At 51.5% G+C, this 17,610-nt stretch carries 11 protein-coding genes; 7 read left to right on the top strand and 4 right to left on the bottom strand.

Features of this window, described 5'->3' with window-relative positions; all coding sequences use genetic code 11:
* Positions 1-52: 52 nt before the first annotated feature.
* Positions 53-2,800 carry a type VI secretion system ATPase TssH gene (gene tssH, locus LOC67_RS19130; protein WP_230264327.1) on the top strand — a complete coding sequence of 916 codons (2,748 nt, stop codon included), beginning with the start codon at positions 53-55 and terminating at the stop codon, positions 2,798-2,800.
* Positions 2,801-3,003: 203 nt separating this feature from the next.
* Here the strand turns inward: tssH and LOC67_RS19125 are convergent, their stop codons facing one another.
* On the bottom strand, positions 3,004-3,699 hold the full coding sequence (locus tag LOC67_RS19125; protein ID WP_230264326.1) for an ABC transporter ATP-binding protein: 696 nt from the start codon (positions 3,697-3,699) through the stop codon (positions 3,004-3,006).
* A 39-nt stretch (positions 3,700-3,738) separates the two neighbouring features.
* On the opposite strand from LOC67_RS19125, the gene LOC67_RS19120 reads away from it, so the two are divergent.
* Both LOC67_RS19120 and LOC67_RS19115 read left to right on the top strand, forming a co-directional pair.
* Positions 3,739-4,677 carry a hypothetical protein gene (locus LOC67_RS19120; protein ID WP_230264325.1) on the top strand — a complete coding sequence of 313 codons (939 nt, stop codon included), beginning with the start codon at positions 3,739-3,741 and terminating at the stop codon, positions 4,675-4,677.
* A 32-nt stretch (positions 4,678-4,709) separates the two neighbouring features.
* Positions 4,710-5,813: a quinone-dependent dihydroorotate dehydrogenase gene (locus LOC67_RS19115; protein ID WP_230264323.1), complete on the top strand. Its 1,104-nt coding sequence runs from the start codon at positions 4,710-4,712 to the stop codon at positions 5,811-5,813.
* A gap of 16 nt (positions 5,814-5,829) precedes the next feature.
* On the opposite strand, the gene LOC67_RS19110 is transcribed toward LOC67_RS19115, so the two are convergent.
* From LOC67_RS19110 to LOC67_RS19100, 3 genes are all read right to left on the bottom strand, one after another.
* A complete protein-coding gene (locus LOC67_RS19110) occupies positions 5,830-7,230 on the bottom strand; it encodes a sulfatase family protein (RefSeq protein WP_230264322.1) in 1,401 nt (466 codons plus the stop codon).
* A gap of 370 nt (positions 7,231-7,600) precedes the next feature.
* The gene (locus LOC67_RS19105; protein ID WP_230264321.1) at positions 7,601-8,350 is read right to left on the bottom strand and encodes a hypothetical protein; all 750 of its coding nucleotides are present in this window, start codon (positions 8,348-8,350) and stop codon (positions 7,601-7,603) included.
* Between the two features lie 141 nt (positions 8,351-8,491).
* A complete protein-coding gene (locus tag LOC67_RS19100; RefSeq protein ID WP_230264320.1) occupies positions 8,492-8,806 on the bottom strand; it encodes a serine/threonine protein kinase in 315 nt (104 codons plus the stop codon).
* Positions 8,807-9,679: 873 nt separating this feature from the next.
* On the opposite strand from LOC67_RS19100, the gene LOC67_RS19095 reads away from it, so the two are divergent.
* From LOC67_RS19095 to LOC67_RS19080, 4 genes are read left to right on the top strand one after another with little or no spacing between them, the layout of a single operon-like run.
* Positions 9,680-10,990, top strand: coding sequence for a hypothetical protein (locus LOC67_RS19095; protein WP_230264319.1), 1,311 nt, complete (start codon positions 9,680-9,682; stop codon positions 10,988-10,990).
* Between the two features lies 1 nt (position 10,991).
* Complete coding sequence (locus LOC67_RS19090) at positions 10,992-13,670, top strand: hypothetical protein (RefSeq protein ID WP_315861071.1); 2,679 nt, start codon at positions 10,992-10,994, stop codon at positions 13,668-13,670.
* 14 nt (positions 13,671-13,684) lie between these two features.
* The gene (locus LOC67_RS19085; protein ID WP_230264317.1) at positions 13,685-16,687 is read left to right on the top strand and encodes a hypothetical protein; all 3,003 of its coding nucleotides are present in this window, start codon (positions 13,685-13,687) and stop codon (positions 16,685-16,687) included.
* Positions 16,684-17,607: a DUF4339 domain-containing protein gene (locus LOC67_RS19080; RefSeq protein ID WP_261366987.1), complete on the top strand. Its 924-nt coding sequence runs from the start codon at positions 16,684-16,686 to the stop codon at positions 17,605-17,607. The genes LOC67_RS19085 and LOC67_RS19080 overlap by 4 nt, the downstream gene beginning before the upstream one ends.
* Positions 17,608-17,610 lie beyond the last annotated feature (3 nt).

Below are 17,610 nucleotides of genomic sequence, written 5' to 3'. Positions count from 1 at the left end.
CGTATCAATTCACGTTTACAACTCATCACCACACACGAACTCTCGAAGACAAATGGCCCAGATCAACTTAAAAGAATTAGTTGGCAAGCTGAACGACACCTGTCGAGGTGCTTTGGAATCCGCAGCCGGCTTGTGCCTTTCGAGAACCAACTACAACATCGAGATCGAACATTGGTTGCTTAAGCTGCTGGAGAACGACCGGGCTGATCTGACGATTGCATGTAAAGTTTCGGGTGTCGACATCAGCACCTTACAAGCGGACCTAAACAAGGCGATTGACAAGCTTCAAACCGGAAACGGTCGTCCCCCCGCATTGTCACCCAACGTTGTTGACCTTGTCCGTGAAGCTTGGCTGATCGCATCTGTTGATCACGGTTCTGCCAAGGTCCGCAGCGGACATGTACTAATCGCATTGCTGACATCGTCGGCGCTGCGCCCGGTAGCCCGAGATGCATCCGATGAATTTGATGCGATCAACGGTGATTCACTCGCACAAGATTTCAGCAATATCCTTTCCGAAAGCGAGGAAACGGATGTCCCGATGGGCGTCGGCTCAACCGCTGCAAAATCGGCAGCTGCTGGGAAAGGCAAAGACGGAAAAACGGGACCGACGAAAACTCCGGCACTGGACCAATTCACCATCGATTTAACCGAACGTGCCGAATCGGGACACATCGATCCGGTGCTCGGTCGCGATCCAGAAATCCGTCAGTTGATCGACATCCTCACCCGGCGCCGGCAAAACAACCCGATTCTCACCGGCGAAGCCGGGGTCGGAAAAACAGCCGTCGTCGAAGGCTTTGCATTGCGAGTCGCTGCCGGTGATGTCCCCGAAGCGATTCGCAACATCCGCATCCACACCCTGGACTTGGGATTGCTACAAGCCGGTGCCGGAATGAAGGGCGAATTCGAAAATCGTCTTCGCGGCGTGATCGATGAAGTAAAAGGCTCGCCCGTTCCGATCATCCTATTCATCGACGAAGCCCACACGTTGATTGGTGCCGGTGGTCAGGCAGGACAAGGGGACGCGGCAAACCTGCTTAAACCAGCCCTGGCGCGTGGTGAACTGCGGACAATCGCGGCGACAACCTGGGCCGAATACAAAAAGTACTTTGAAAAGGACGCCGCACTGGCGCGTCGTTTCCAAGTCGTGATTGTCAACGAACCGGATGAGCCGGTGGCGGTGGAAATGATGCGTGGCCTTGTCGGCACCCTCGAAAAACACCATCGCGTTCGCATCATGAACGAAGCGGTCGTCGAAGCGGTCAAGCTCTCCAAACGATATATCTCGGGACGACAACTTCCCGATAAAGCGGTCAGCCTGTTAGACACAGCCTGCGCTCGAATCCGGCTTAGCCAGTCATCGACGCCGCCAGCAATCGAAGACGCACAGCGACGACGAGACCAGTTGGATGTTTCGATCCGAATATTGAAGCGAGAGCAACAGACCGGCGCCGACCAAAGCGAATCGATTCAGGCTGCCGAAGCCGAGATTACTCAGGTCGAGCAAGAACTAGAAACACTACGTGCCCAATGGGCCGAAGAAAAACGTTTGCTGAAAACCATCATCGACCTGCGCAAGAAACTCGACAAAGATGCGCCGGAACATTTGGCAGCCGAACCAACATCCGACGAATCTAAGCAGGATACCGAATCATCTGAAACAGCCTCCGCAGACGAGCCTGAAGAACCCAGCGAAGAGCAGATCGCGGCGTGGAAATCCGAATTGGTTGCCGCCGAGCAAGAACTTCAAAAACTGCAAGGAGAGCAACCGCTGCTGTTCCCGTCCGTTGACGCCGGTGCGATCGCCGAAACGGTTGCAGCATGGACCGGCATTCCCGTCGGCCGGATGGTCAGCAATGAAATCAATACCGTCCTTCAGTTGAAAGAGCTGATGGAAGAATCGATCGTTGGACAGTCTCACGCGCTTGACCGAATCGCCCAAAGCATTCGCACCAGCCGTGCCGGACTTCGTGACCCAAGAACCCCGATCGGTGTCTTTCTGCTTGCCGGTACGAGTGGTGTCGGCAAAACCGAAACCGCGATTACCTTGGCCAACTTGCTCTATGGCGGAGAGCAAAACATGACCACGATCAACATGTCCGAATTCAAGGAAGAACACAAAGTTTCTTTGTTGATGGGATCGCCTCCCGGATATGTGGGATACGGCGAAGGTGGCGTCCTGACCGAGGCTGTTCGGCGTAAACCTTACTCGGTTGTCTTGCTGGACGAAGTTGAAAAAGCCCACCCCGGTGTTCAAGACATCTTCTATCAGGTGTTTGACAAAGGGCAAATGAAGGATGGCGAAGGCCGAGATATCGACTTCAAAAACACGGTCATCATCATGACGACCAACGCCGGAACCGACTTGATCAAAAGTCTCTGTGCGGACGAAGACACGATGCCGGATACGGATGGGTTTGTCGAAGCGGTCTTCCCAGAACTACTTAATACATTCAAGCCAGCGTTCTTGGGACGTGTTAGCGTGATTCCCTACTACCCGCTCAGCGACGATGTGATGAGTCGTATCATTCGGCTGAAGCTTGGAAAAGTTGCCCGCCGGGTCGCCGAAAGCTACGGTGCCGAATTCGAATACACCGATGCGGTGGTCGATTCGATTCGAAGCCGCTGTACCGAAGTCGATACCGGCGCACGAAACATCGATCACATTCTCAATCGAACAATGCTACCCGAGTTGTCGTCTCGCGTTCTATCAAGCTTGGCGGCAGGTGAACCGATCACCAAAGTCGCGATTGACATGAAGGACGACCAGTTCGAATACAGCGTTAGCGGTGAATAACCGCACATCGAACTCAGGTCAAGGAATTCCGCGTGCGGACGTCCTAGTCGATCAAGTGTCAAGCTGAACCAAGCGACCTGTTGATTTTCAGATTTGATGTCTCACAAAGTCGCTTTCGACTTCGCAAGACTTGCTGGAATGAGCGCTACCTTCACGGAGTGAAGGGCGACAATCGAAAGTCAACAGGCTGCTAGATCTTCTTGTCACCTGATGTCTGCGATCTCGCCATCTTTCAGCTCAATCTGCGAACCGGCTCGTCCCGCGATAACATCATCGTGGGTGACGACAACCAATGCGGTTTGATTCGACTGCTGCAGCGATTCCAGTAGGGTCAAGATTTGCGAGCCGGTGTCGCTATCCAATGCCCCGGTCGGTTCATCAGCAAGAATCAGCTTCGGATCATTCGCAATCGCTCGAGCAATCGCAACCCTCTGGCACTCACCACCCGATAGCTGTCTCGGCAGGTGCCGCTCCCTTCCTGACAGACCGACCTGCGACAAAAGCTGCCGTGCTTTTTCGATTCTCTCTGACGCATTCAACGTCGTCTCGAACATCGGGATCTGTACATTCTCAACCGCTGTCAGATTGGGAAGCAAATAGTAACGTTGAAAAACAAAACCGATCTGATCACAACGGTAGCGATCCAAATTCAATGATTTCAATGGCTGCCCATTGAACTGGATCGATCCTGAACTGGGTTGATCCATTCCGCCGATCAAATTCAAGAGTGTCGACTTGCCGCTTCCGCTTTTCCCGACAATCGCCACATGTGACTGGCGAGGGATTTCTAGCGACACATCCCGCAGCGCGTGCACGTCACCTTCGGGAAAGTAGCGTGAGAGTGAAATTGTCTTGATGATCGCGTCGGCGTTATCATCGTTGGGTACACGATCCGACATTTTGTGGTGGACTAATCGACTTGAGAGATGGGTGATCCGATGGAACATAACTCCCGAAGCGGCACAATGCGACCGGCGAGACGCAAAATAGGCGTGACGCTGGCCATCGGAATGATCATCGCCACAGCGGTATCATCGTCGGTCTTTGCGGTCAGTCCGACCCAAGCGATTCCTCATGCAATCACGGTGATCCCACCGGGGGTAGATATCGAGTCGCCGCAGGCCAATTCGCCCTTCAATCGATTAATTTTACTAGCGATTCCGAAGCTGTCCTCAGGGGATGCAAAAGGCGTTAGCAGTACAGTTCGCGATGCGGCAACGAAGTGCTCACTCACGTTGATGGCGTCGGTAATCCAGACAACAAATGCTGCCCCACAGCAGAAACAGTTTCGACTGGCCGATGTCGCTGCTGGCTACAGTGTCGCCACTGACCAAGGCAGAATCATTGTCTCCTCTGATAAAGCAGCAGAGCTTGGTGTGTCACTAGGATTGATTCCGAATCAAGTGCTCAAGACTAGCGAACAGCAGCTCAAAAAAGTCCAGGTTGTTGGAAGATCAGAGGAAATTATCATCTTCGACGCACCCTCGATGATGCATCGCCGCGGTCAGAATCGCCCCTATATCACGCGACACTTTGTCTACATCGATCCAATGACGGGCGAAGGTGCGATGATCACATGGCTCTTGGCGCCTCTGGGAGTGGAACAGGGAAAGACCAGTTTCCCAGTCATTGACTCACCTTTTCGTATGACTCCATTCAAGACCGTCGAAGCGCGGCACATCCATGTCGATGCCAACGAATTTAATTTCTTCGGCTTCCCCAGTGAGAGAGCCTTTGGATTGGTGGATCTTCCTCCGGGAAATGAAGTCAACTGGGATAAAGAATCCGCAAAGCTTGCCGGGCAGTTCACCTATAATGAGTCGCAGCTACAGAGCTTTTCAAAACATCTTGCTCGATTGCTAAACGATGCGAAGTAGCATCGCTTGCCCCCATCATTCGGTCCATTGCAGTGTTTCCCTATCGTTTGCTGCGTCCACTACTATTTCGTTTAAATGCCGAGACGGCGCACAATCTCGTGATCGGTGGGGCACGCGTCACACAAGCACTGCCGCGTTTTGGGGCTCAACCAAGAACAACTCAGCGGATCGATAGTCGCCTTGCCACCACGATCGCTGGTCTACGTTTGCGATCGCCGATTGGCTTGGCGGCCGGTCTCGACAAATCCGGACACGCGATCGCGTCGCTTCAATCACTCGGATTTGGACATCTTGAGATCGGTTCAGTTTCGGCACGGCCCTCGCTTGGAAACCCACGCCCGAGACTATGGAGACTAACGAAAGACCGAGGGATCAAGGTTCATTATGGTCTTCCTAATGACGGTGCATCCGTTGTCGCAAAACGCCTGCAGATGTTAAGCGAACGTGGCACATTAGTCGTCCCTCTGGGAATCAACATCGTCAACACCAACGACGGCCCTTCCGATGATGCGACTGAAGATCAGATTCTCGACGACTATCTACAGTCCGCAAAGCTTCTTGCGCCGTTCGCGTCCTATCTGATGCTAAATCTCAGTTGCCCCAACACTTCGGACGGAAGGGGCTTCTTCGAAACAACATCTCGACTGGCAGGACTGCTGAAGGACATTCAATTCAAAGCTTTCGACATTCCCATTTTTCTGAAAGTCTCACCGGACTGGAATGACCATTTGATTGACGAAGTAATCGATATCGCTCTCCAAAATGCAAATGTTTCCGGCCTGATGTTGAACCTATCCTCACAATCGGGCTCCACATTCAAGATCAAACATCAGCGTTTGCAGCGTCTCCCAGGGGCAATCTCAGGCCAGCCAATCAAGCACTGGATGGACCAGAAAACGGCGTGGCTTTACCGCAAGACTCGTCAGACACGGCTTCATTTAATATCGGCTGGGGGAATCGAGAATGCCGATGACGTGTTGCGACGCGTCAGGCTCGGCGCCTCGATCGTCCAACTCTACACCGCATTGATCTACCATGGCCCGAAACTGGTAAGGTCAATCAATCATGACTTAAGCCAAAAGCTAGGCCACCAAGGTATCCTCAACATCAGCGAACTGATCGGCCAAGACACCTAAAAGGTTTCCGGCACGTCTACTTTCGGGGCGACTTTTCGATTGTGATTTGGGTATCGTTGGGATGTTCGTTGACGATTTGGGTGAGCTTATTTTTTAGGGCGACAACCTTTTCTGGGTATTCGTTGGCCAAGTTCTGCTGTTCGCCAAGATCTTTGGCGATATTAACGAGTTGAACCATTGGAAGCCCCTGTTCCTGATAGCTTCTCCACGTTTTTTTACTCGGTCGTTTTCCCGTCCAGCCGCCCGAATCGGGACACAAGGATAATTTCCAATCGCCTTGCCGAATCGCAAAGTATCCCGAGACGCTGTGATGCACCAAACTTGTTCGCGTTGGTGAACGATCACCTTTCAAGAGCGAGTAAAAGCTCACACTATCTTCTCCGCATCCAGACGGAACTGGAACGTTGATCATTTCGGCTAACGTTGCCAATACGTCTTGAAGACCAACCAACTGATCGCAGGACGATCCTGCTTGAACGTGTTCGGGCCAAGATACGATGAATGGAACCCGATGTCCTCCGTCCCAAATATCAGCCTTTGATCCACGCAAATCGCCACTGGAGAAGTGGCCCTTACTTTGCAATTCGGACATCTTAGACGTTGGGGCAGACGTTCCGTTGTCGCTGCTGCAGATGATCAAAGTATTCTGACGAAGCCCAGTACGCTCCAGTGCGTCAATAACCTGTCCAAAGCTATCGTCGGATTGCATCACAAAGTCTGCGTGCTCGTTCAAGCCACTTTTTCCAGCCCACTTCTTAGATGGCACGACGGGGCTGTGTGGTGAACTCCATGGCACATAGAGAAGAAACGGCTTCGATTCGGCGTTTCGTGATTCGATGAAGCTTACAGCGGCTTCGGTTAATCGCGGCAACATCTCGACTGGCTGGATGTTCTCGGTGACAACCGAACCATCGATCCAAGTCTTGATTTGTCTTGCATGATGAAACCCATGAAACGTTTGAAAGCCACCTCGATCGATCGGACCGTGTGTGACCTTAACTCCAACCTCGACATCTTTCGTTTGATGCTCACCGTCAAACAACATCCCCAAATGCCACTTGCCGATTACCGCCGTATCGTAGCCAGCATCGGTCAGAAGTTTGGCGATGGTACAGCGGTCTTCTGCGATCAGCGATTGACCGCCTGTCAGAACCCCTGACTGCAAACGTGTCCGCCAAGCATATCTTCCGGTCAACAGGCCATAGCGAGTAGGCGTGCAAACGCTTGATCCGCTATGGGCATCCGAAAAGACCATTCCTGATGCGGCGATGCGGTCGAGCTGTGGTGTTGGGATCTTGCCCCGTTCTGGATTCAAACATTGAAGCTCGCCGAACCCCATGTCATCGGCCAGCATAATGACGACATTGGGATGTTCAGCGGCATCAACTTTAGCCGTACAGAGCAAGGTGCTCGGCATTATCAGGCCGAGTGCTGCGACAATCGCAATTGCCCTTATTCGAAATAGAAATCGATGGGTACTGACTGAGCGGCAAACTAGATGGCTCGAATCCAGAAACTGTAACATTTTAAATCCCGTTCATTCGGATGCGCAAACCATCTGTAGCATTTCGACCGCACCTGTAGACATTGTGCTCCGTGGTTCACGCCGCCTTTCTTCATCAGACCAAAACGCCAAAGAATCGGCGTTGTTGAACCTATCGTTTTAAACACGCAGCAAGGATGCGATCTTGGGTCGAACCGATAGTTTGTTCGTTGCCAACGCCCAAGTCAAATTTCAGAGGCGATTGTTGGCTGGCCCATTTGCTCGATGCTTTCCGGGACAAAACTTATTTGGATACAACGCCAGTAATCGCAAGGATATTGATTCGTGCTTCGCTGCTGAAACGTGTGCATTCCTGTTTGGCAGGAATGACGATCGCAAGTAGTTCACGGCTAGAGTCGACGGCAATCATGGTGTCGAACAATGCGTAGTTCGCATTAAAAGCAGCACCAGCAACCGTTCCCCGATCGATCCCATGGCGAACGATATTGGTTGGCAATACCCCATCGTCGGGCAGTTGACAGTCGGACTTCATCGTCCAATCGGGGCAATTCACAACGCGTTTCTCGCCCGTTCCATCGGCGTACTCTAATAACACTTCGATCGCAGCACCGTCTGGCTCGTACGCAGACAAAGCGGACGCAAGTAGAAAACGTAGGGCTTTCGTTTTAGTCCGAGGAAGCTTCAAACGAATAGCCGCGGAGTGCTTTCCAAATTGAATCGCATTTGGCTTCTGATGTTCGCCAAGACGATGCGGACCGATCCGATGATTCTCGGGAAGCCCCCGATACTTTTCATTGCCGCCTTCCGGCCGAAAACCATCAATTAGTAACTGCGTTGACGAAACTTGAAACGCATCTTCGGTTTGATCGCCAGGGCTTTTGACAACGTCACAATTGAAATGTTTGCCAAGCTCGAATGGCTCCAGTCGATAGTCGAGTTCACCTGTCGCAAACTCTTGCTTCTCTGAGAAGTCGGACTGCAGGCGATTCTTTCCCACATGAGCAACACCCCAAAAGTATCGTTGATTTGGCACCAGAATACCCGCCGGCACCTCGATCTGCTAAAGTGCCTCGGTGGTTGTTACGTCAAGCGTTGGTGAGTAGTCAAAGGTCTCATGTTCGGTGCGGATTTGCCATCTAGTGGCATGGTGTTCGATATCAGCTGCAGGATGTCCTTAGCTGGATGCCGCCAACTTGGCAACACCGAAATCGATCAGCATGGGCTTGCCATCGGTGGTCACCATCAGATTGCTCGGTTTCAAATCACGATGAAGGATCGCGTTTTGATGAGCAAACTGAACGGCTTGACTGGCTTTGCAAAACAGTTCAAGCCGTTCCCGAACTGTCATTCGGTGGTTGTCACAATAGTTGTTGATCTGCAAGCCATCGACAAACTCCATCGCGATATAGAGTTGCCCGTGCTGAGTGGTTCCGGCGTCAAGGATGCTGGTGATGTTGGCGTGTTCCCCGAGCGAAGCAAGGAACTGCATCTCTTATCAAACCGCCGGACCACCTTTTCGCCGCCAAAGCCGGTACGGACGATTTTGATCGCGGCTTGCTGTTTGAATTCATCATCGCGAACCCCCAGAAAGACGTCGCCCATTCCGCCGCTGCCGAGATGCCGAACCAGCTTGAATGCGCCACAGTACGTGCCGCAAATCGATTCGGCATCGGAACGCACAGTTCCGTGGGGCGGGGCGGCAAGGTACTGCGAATTTTCGAGATCGCGGTCTCGCGTGAGAAGTGACAGGACGGATCGCTTGAGTGACAAGTCGTCGCCACAACGTTCATTTAGCAGCGCATCGACGCTACCTTCATCAAGGTCAACCGCTTCACGAAAGAGTGACTCGAGCAATTGCAGTCGTTCGATATTCATCCAACGCTTGATCCATTGCAAAAAAACCAACACCTGCGTTTCTTATATAACAACCTTAAAACTACATTCGCTCATTTCTCGGATGCAGAATCTTTTACCATCTACGGCAAAGCTGCCTCATACTGGATTTTTTTCGACGAACTTCATCAAGCTCGCCCTATTTAGCATCGATCCTTTCAGCACATACTTTTAATGAATCTTCATCTCCAATCATTCGACAAACGCTCGTTCTGTAGTCGACTATAAAACAGTGAGAACGATCGCAGTCCCAGCCTAACATCTCGCAAACCAAACACACCCGGCTTTCAAATTACCAGATCAAACCAACACCAAGTTACGGGAAAGCTATCAATCTGGACTCCCTAGGTGCCTAGTTGTCCACCACTCGCCAAGGCGGTACAATCGCTCCCCAACTTGGACACTGGAGACGAATCCGGCTCGCGGCCCTACGGACAAGTCTCACAATCAGTCACCGGCAGCCCACGAAATGACTTTCACTTCGCCTTTATCTGGTCCATCATCGCTAAGGTTACTCGAAAAAGTGGTTTGCCCGCACTGCTGGGCCGAGTTCGCCTCTGAAGACGCCGTTTGGATCGCAACCCACTCTTCACTTTATGGAGATGAAAAACTTGGTGAAAGCGAACTACGTCGTTTTTTGCCGACGCGATTCACGCCAAACAATAGAGCAATCGATCCCGAAGGTTCCGAAGCTACTGAAACCGGATGCCCACAGTGCCACCTGAAGATTCCACGTCGCTTATTTGAGATCCCCGTGGCCTTCTTCTCAATCCTCGGCGCTCCAGGTAGCGGCAAGAGCTACCTTCTCGCGTCTATGATTTGGCAGGCACGGCGGTCAATGGCGGAGCGGTTTCAAATACTGCTGACTGATGCCGACGCGGCGATGAATGCCCGGCTAATCGAGTATGAGGAACGTCAGTTCCTGTCTAATAATCCAGATCAGTTGACGTCCCTTCCCAAAACTGAAGAACAGGGAACATTGTACAACCGTGTGCAATTGGGCGACCGAGCGGTCAACCTGCCCCGTCCGTTCTTATTCACTCTCAGCCCCGGCGAAGGCCATCCACACGAGGATAAAAAAGCAACGCTATCGAGGGTATTATGCCTTTACGACAATGCGGGCGAATCGTTCCTGCCCGGTGCGGATGAATCGACCGGGCCGGTCACCGGCCATCTGGCCCGCAGCGAGGCACTACTGTTTTGCTTCGACCCAACCCAAGACCCTCGTTTTCGTGCCGCATGCAGTGGCCTTAGTGCTGATCCACAAATGACTGGAGAGGGACGCTCGGCAGGTCAAACGATCCGCCAAGATAGCATTCTTCTCGAGGCAATTAATCGAGTCCGGCAGAAAGCCGGCATGAGAGAAGATGAAAAGATCAATGCGACCTTGGTAATCTTAGTTACCAAATGGGACGCCTGGCAAAAACTGCTTCCAGACGTAAATGCCAATCCACCATTCGGAAAAGTTAGTCGCGATCGTGAAGCGATCGATGAAGACAGGATACTTGAAACTTCAAGCAAACTCCGTGACCTACTGCGCCAAACTTGTCCTGAACTAACTGCGGCTGCGGCAACGGTCAGCAACTCCGTGGTTTACATGCCAGTTTCCGCAACGGGCCGCCGCCCCGAAATGGATCCGAAAACCGGCCAGTTGGGCATTCGTCCGAAAGACATCCGCCCTCAATGGGCCGAAGTAAGTTTGATCTATTTGCTCGCTCGACGGTTCCGAGGACTCATCGACGTCGGACACCGAAAAGAAGACCAGCCAGGCTCGGAATAGCATGTCCCAAAGTAGCGAATTGATTTACACGTCGGCACCACGGGGGCTCCGTCCGGGTAGCCGAGGTTTCTGCACTGTTGCAATGTCCGAGAGCATGCCTGCTGGACTAGTCGGGCCGCTGGAAAGCCTATCTGCGTATCAACCCGCCGTTACGCACGGGCCTTCTCCGGTCAACTACATGCACGTGCAACTGAAAGTGGCTGGACGACTGGTCAATGTGCTATCAAGAATCGCTGAAGCGCCGCCGGATTACACGGGCCGATCAAACAAGCTAGCCCACCACGTGGTCGTCTCAGCGGCCGACCGGACGGCAAGCGGGCCCGCCGCCATCTTACGCACACCAGGATTTTCGATTGAAACCTGGGACGGTGAAGTTCGGACGATTTCAACAGCGAAAGCAATCCCAAGGGTAGACTCACCCCTTCGAATCGCGAAAAGCTGGGAGCAACAAACCGGTGACGCCGGCTGGGCTGGGACAGTCGCCTCGATCTTCGACAGTCAAACACCTAGCTCATTGCTCTATCTGATCTACCGTCCTGAGCAGAACACCGAATTATTGGCGTTAGTCGACGAAGCAATTTGCCTGCTTCCGGAACCCAAACGATGGAACGCAACGTTCTCTACACACGCTTGCGAACTGCCACCAGGAGTCCAGTGTCGCTTGCGCTGCTTGATAGCGGGATCCCCGGAAGCTTTATCACTCCCACCTACGGCGCTGCAACTTGACCTGTCATCAGGAAACCTAGAGGCCCCGCCAGATGGACCGCTAGTCGAAGCGGCGCGGTCAGGACGCCTCAGTTCGGTTGCCCCCGCCCGCCCAGTCCTGGCGCCCGGCGTCTCTCGATTTGGGCAAACATCACCTCAAGAACCAACAAACGAAGCGACTAACCGTCAAAGCGCGGATCCCAAGTCTCCGGGACCACCACCCCAGCCAATCCCCGGACAGGCACCACCTCCATTTCAACCGCAATATTCACAGAATGAAAACAATCGCCTGACACTACTCGCAATCGCCGCGTTAGCACCGCTGATCCTCGGTGTCGTGGCTTCGATATTCCTACTGCGATCTGACTCGGAAGCTCTTCTAACCGAACTAAACGCTGAGGCAGGGATCAAGGCACCCCCCAAAGAAAACATCCCCAAGAAGGTGCTACCCGAACCTGACATCGAGCAACAGCCGGAACCTAACGAACCTGCATCCGGAATCGATGCCGATCCAGACATCAATGAGAAAAGAGATACTGAAGAAAAACAACGGCACGCAATTGAAGAACTCGCGGAAACCATCATAAAAGGCGCAGCTTCCTTTAATGATCCTGAGAACCCGGTAACTAAACTTTCCAGAGAAATTCATAAAAACCTAGAACTACTCGAAGAGCAAAACAAACAACTATCAAACTTGACCTTACTTCCTTCTGATGAAAAGCTATCGTCCTGGGTTCGACTAGCAGACAGCAAGAATCAAGTGACCCAATTCATTGCCGATCAAGAGAAACTCCTCAGCGCGCTCGCAACGCACGCGAACACTGAAGACCTAAAATCTCAGCAAGCACGTTTGAACCAAAAATATGAAACGTGGAATACTGAAGCAACGAGATGGGAACAGAAACGAACAAAACAACCGGAATTAGCAAAGTCGGCCAACAGCAGCTACAAGGTCGAACGAAACATCGACACGGTGCGTTCGAAAACCACAGAACGTTTCAAGTCAATAACCGATAGCTTGCAACAACACGAAGAACTAGCGACTCTGAATTCTGAACTCGCCTCATCGAATAGAAAGAAACTAAGTTCATTGCGAGCGAACTTAGAAGCTGAACTTCAACGCCGCCGCGACTCCCATAGCTTGGACATCTATTTTGACGGCGACTCTCGTCGCAGGGAGAACCGACTCCACATTGAGCCTCTCTGCAAGATCGCGCTAGGCCCAAGTGATGCCAGGACAATTGACCACTTGAAAGTTAACGACAGCAGGCCGATCCGCCTACCACAACTAAACCACGAAATTAACCTACCTGGCGAATTCGAAGGCTGGCTTACAATTTCATCAACTGAAACTGGAATCACACTACGGCTGAATCTTAACCAAAATAACATCCCTAACGATGTTCGCCAAGAGTATCCGATACTTAAACAACTTGAGCTTTTCATACAGCAACAAGACTTAACATTCAATTCCGCCGAACGCTTAAGTAAGGCATTCGCCGCCAACCGCAGAAAAGCGGAAGAGGAAATCGCAAAGAAGCTAGAAGAAGCCAATCAAAGCAATGCAAGCGCGGTCGAAAAGGCGAATCTCCAAGAACAGAAGCAAGACATAGAAAAGCTGGCCAAAGTGATCAAGCAGGCGCCGGCAAATAAGTTAAATCAACTATATATCGTGCAAACGAACCAGGCAGCCGTTGACCTCAAAAGACTCCAGCCGAGCATTTCCAAAATATTCAAAGATCCTGAAATAGAAATTGAGAAAAAACTCGATGAGCACATCATGAACCTCAGAGACCTCAAAGAGAAATATCATGCACTCACGATCAATAATGGTTTAATAGATTTCAATGCACAAATTGAATTTGGCAAAGTCACCCCGGGAGTAGACTATGGACAGTCCTCGTTTGAGACAATCGAATCTTTCGACATGTTTTTCTTCCCTGAACTTTTCTATGGCCCACCTCCCAAAGATTAACAACTGAGCCATTCATGCCCGCCATTACCCTACGAATCAACCGATTACTCGATAGCCACAGCATCTCCGAAGATGATGTTCGCGAGATTGTTGAACTTTACGAGGGCGAACTATCGGTCGTCAATCAAAAACTTGGCGATGCGGTCGACCTCGTCCGTCGCGGACTCCGTAGCGAAGCAATGGCAATCATCGGCTCTTCACCATCGCTGATTGACCGTGCTAACGAACTGGCCATTCCTCGGCTCGATGAGCTAGTTGAACTGACCGAACTCTACGACCTACCCCGAATTTCAGTCGTGGATACCGCAGCAATTGAACTGCTCGGAGACGCGATGGTCGAACTGCAATCCATTGATGGATTGCTCAGGCGTCAACGCAAACTCGTCCTGGCGCGTGCACCGTTGGCTTGGCGACTTCGAACCCTTCGGGCAATCGCAGCTGCCGACTCGACCAGCCCACATTGGTTCGAAGACATTGAAAAGCATGAGACAGCACGCCTTAAAGAACTATCTACGGACGTTCAGCATGCCATCCAAACAAATGACCTGGCAAAGCTAACACATCTTCAAAATGAACTGAATTCGACCTGGCAAACTGATCCACCGGCCTCGCTACGATCTGCTGTAGATCGCCACCTTCGTGAACTGCGATTAGCAGAGAAAAAGGACGAGCTGACTTTCGCAGCGACCACCATGCAGGAATGCATAGAACAATTTGACGAACCCGGAATACATCAAGCAGCGGTTCGCTTTCAGAAAATACGCCAGGAAATCGTCGAGAACTTTGGTTCGTCATCAGTCCCTGCTAAAGCAGAAGACCTCGCAGCACCAGGCCTGAAGTATGTTGCGGAGCTAGAGACTGAAAAGCAGCGGATAGAATCGCGGATCTTGGCTATGTCCGTACTCGAAAACACGATGGACCGCAGAAATGCGAGTATATCTCAAATCGAATCGGCATACCAAAAAGCCGTTGCCTTTGACGAACCGCTTCCGCCTGAACTTTTTAATCGATACCGCATCACGATCGATGACCTAAGGACTCGTGGAAAGCGAAAATTCCAGCTTGCCGTGTGTGGTGTAGCGATCGCGACGCTTCTCTTGACCGGCTACCTTGCGAATTGGCAAATGCAACGAAGCCACACCGAGCGAGTTGCTACTGTAGCCGGTCAAATACAACAATTTTTGGATTCCGGATCGCTGGACGAGGCGAAGCAATTCATCGAAACAGTAAAACGTACACAACCCAAACTGGCATCTGATCCGAAGGTGGCAGAACTGATCGTACTGCACGATTCAATGGAGCAAAATGAAGCGGATAGGATCGCCCGATTCGATCAACAGATGGTCGAACTAGAATCTCTTGACGATGAGGCAATTCAGCCAGCAACGCTATCCCGCCTGGAAGAACAAGCGACCACTGATGACGAAAAACTTCGAATCCTAAAACAGCGTGAACGCTATGAAAAGTTCGTGAACAACAGACGAAAGGGCCAGACAGAGCTCTTGATCTCCCAGCTTCGCGAAACTGGCGAAATCGTAACGCAGCAATCAAAGATCGACCTAAATGAATCATCCCTTGATGAACTGCGCAACCAAGCCAACCGGCTTGACGAAGCAGTTAGCGAGATCAACCGGATCATCGCCGATTTTCCACATGCAAGCTCGTCAGCTACACAGGAAGGAGAAAACCAGATCCGGCGCATCACCGCTTTGAAATCCCGAATGAAAGACAAGGAGCTAACACTCATCCAATCCGCCGGAGCTCTTGAAGACCTGCTAGCTGCAAGATCACTGCCGAACCTGAAATCGAGAATGGAAGACTACATTTCAAAGCTTCCCCTCGATCAAAAGTCTTCAGTGTTCAAACAAACGCTCGACTCGGCCGAATTCTGGAAAACTGCCGATGCCTGGAACTCTCATATCCGGAAAATACAAGAAGCATTCGCAAGGCGTTTTGACCCTCAATCCGCATCAACTGCATCACAGTCCGGCATAGATTTCTCCAAAGCTTGCGTTGAGCCTCCATTTAGCATCCCCAGACCAGTTCACTTTTGTATCGAACAAGCTGAAACTCGGCGAGAAATCCTGAATCAGTTCGAGAGCTTCCTAGATAGGTCACTGTTCTCCCAAATCATCTCCATAACACAGAAAGATGGACATGGAGAACGAGTTTATATTTACAAGAATTTTTACGATCGCGAGCGAGACAGATTTTCGATCGGCGACAACCAGAAATTGCTTTCCCGCATAGAAGTCATCAAAACTGGCGACGGTGCCATCGGACAGGAAACCCTCGACACTCCGCTACTCATCGAACTAGAACCAGCAAATAGCGCAGCAACGCTTAAAGCCAAATGGAATGCGAAGCGATCCGAAGCCATGGCCGATTGGGACGGAACAATGCTCAAGTGGCTGGCTGAGCTATGCAATCGTGGAGAGCTCGACGCCACAATCAAAGAAATCTTGATAGCACAAGCAATTGAGAAAATCATGAAAGGTTCTGTTGCGAAAGAACACTTCGCCAAGATCCACCTTTCTCTTGTTGCGCGTCGAGCAGCCTGGGACGACTGGTATCGGTCAGCTGAAAGATCGGTTCAGCCGACCGACTTTGTCGTACAGGATGTCATGCCAGCCTTAGCCCAACTGTATCGCCGAAATCCTGATCCGCTAAAGGAGCTTAAATCGATAGCTCAAATGAGAGTACGACCGATCGGAATCTGGGACATCACTAGCAACTCCTCATTAAAAAAATCGGGATCCAACCAAGTCATTCACTTCTGGGAACCGAGAGAATCCTTGCGGTCGGGCACGTTAATGGTGGTCCGTCGTGATTCAGAGGTGCCCCTGAAATGCCGTTGGGTCCCCATTGGGGAAATGATAAATGGCCAGATAAAGGTCACCGACTCGTCATTCACTTTGTTAGCTGGCGAACCGATCTTCATCTCAATCCGAACCGAGTCCACCTTGACCAATAACGCGTCTTACAGCTCTCACTCATTGGCGAACATTTCTTTATGAGCCCCAGTTCTGATACTGACGATAGATTCCATGTACGTCGACAGGGACGCCGTCTTGGCCCGTTTAGTCACGATCAAATCGATCGCATGATTGCCAGGCAACAACTAGGCCCGAAAGATGAAATCAGCACGGCCGGAATTAACCATTGGCAACGAGTAGATCAGTGGCAAGCGGACCGACTAGGCCCTATCACCTCTGAACCTAAACCCGATGACGCTGCTGCTGCCAAGGCTGACGGCACCTCAAATGAACTGTCGCCCCCGACCCAAAACAGCGGTGCCGAAACCGGCGAATGGTATGTCGCCATCGAGGGTGAACGGCATGGACCAATTGATGAACACACCTTGGGAAGATGGATCAGCGAACGACGCATTAATGCACAGACGCTTGTTTGGCGCACCGGCATGCATGAGTGGTCGACGGTCCGAGAAGCATTGCCAGCAGCATTAATTTCTTCCCCAACGACCTCAATTGACCATACCTCGCTAAACCTCTCGCCGTCTTCAGTCGAAGTCAACCGAGAGGATCAGAATTACGCCTTGCGAGACTTACGCTCACGCCGCTTGTTCTGGATCCTTTCCACCTGTGTCATCACATACATTTTCTCCGCTGAATCCTTTGCACTAGGGATCTTTCAAATCTACACCGCGGTAGCAACGCGGCGAGTTGAAAATAGCGGTCTGGTCGCACTATGGGCGCTAAGCTCATTAGTCTTCGCCATCCTGCTACTGATGGCGGCCATCGCGATGACGAAACTCCTCGGGCAATTGCACCGTCAATACGGATCAGATGACTCTGTTGCGATCGCGAGACACGAACATCGCGTCTGGATGTTCGCGGGTCTATCAATGGCTTTCATCATCGCCAACCAAATTGTTTTCGCTATTTTCTTACTATTCACGATCGCACAAGCGACTTAGAGC

The organism is Stieleria sp. JC731, from assembly GCF_020966635.1.
Classification (GTDB): Bacteria; Planctomycetota; Planctomycetia; order Pirellulales; family Pirellulaceae; genus Stieleria.
This window is presented reverse-complemented; position numbering and strand designations above follow the sequence as displayed.

Coding starts and splice junctions, on each gene's coding strand:
- tssH (WP_230264327.1), top strand. CDS start 53: ATGGCCCAGATCAACTTAAAAGAATTAGTTGGCAAGCTGAACGACACC.
- LOC67_RS19125 (WP_230264326.1), bottom strand. CDS start 3,699: ATGTCGGATCGTGTACCCAACGATGATAACGCCGACGCGATCATCAAG.
- LOC67_RS19120 (WP_230264325.1), top strand. CDS start 3,739: ATGGAACATAACTCCCGAAGCGGCACAATGCGACCGGCGAGACGCAAA.
- LOC67_RS19110 (WP_230264322.1), bottom strand. CDS start 7,230: ATGCCGAGCACCTTGCTCTGTACGGCTAAAGTTGATGCCGCTGAACAT.
- LOC67_RS19100 (WP_230264320.1), bottom strand. CDS start 8,806: ATGCAGTTCCTTGCTTCGCTCGGGGAACACGCCAACATCACCAGCATC.
- LOC67_RS19095 (WP_230264319.1), top strand. CDS start 9,680: ATGACTTTCACTTCGCCTTTATCTGGTCCATCATCGCTAAGGTTACTC.
- LOC67_RS19090 (WP_315861071.1), top strand. CDS start 10,992: ATGTCCCAAAGTAGCGAATTGATTTACACGTCGGCACCACGGGGGCTC.
- LOC67_RS19085 (WP_230264317.1), top strand. CDS start 13,685: ATGCCCGCCATTACCCTACGAATCAACCGATTACTCGATAGCCACAGC.
- LOC67_RS19080 (WP_261366987.1), top strand. CDS start 16,684: ATGAGCCCCAGTTCTGATACTGACGATAGATTCCATGTACGTCGACAG.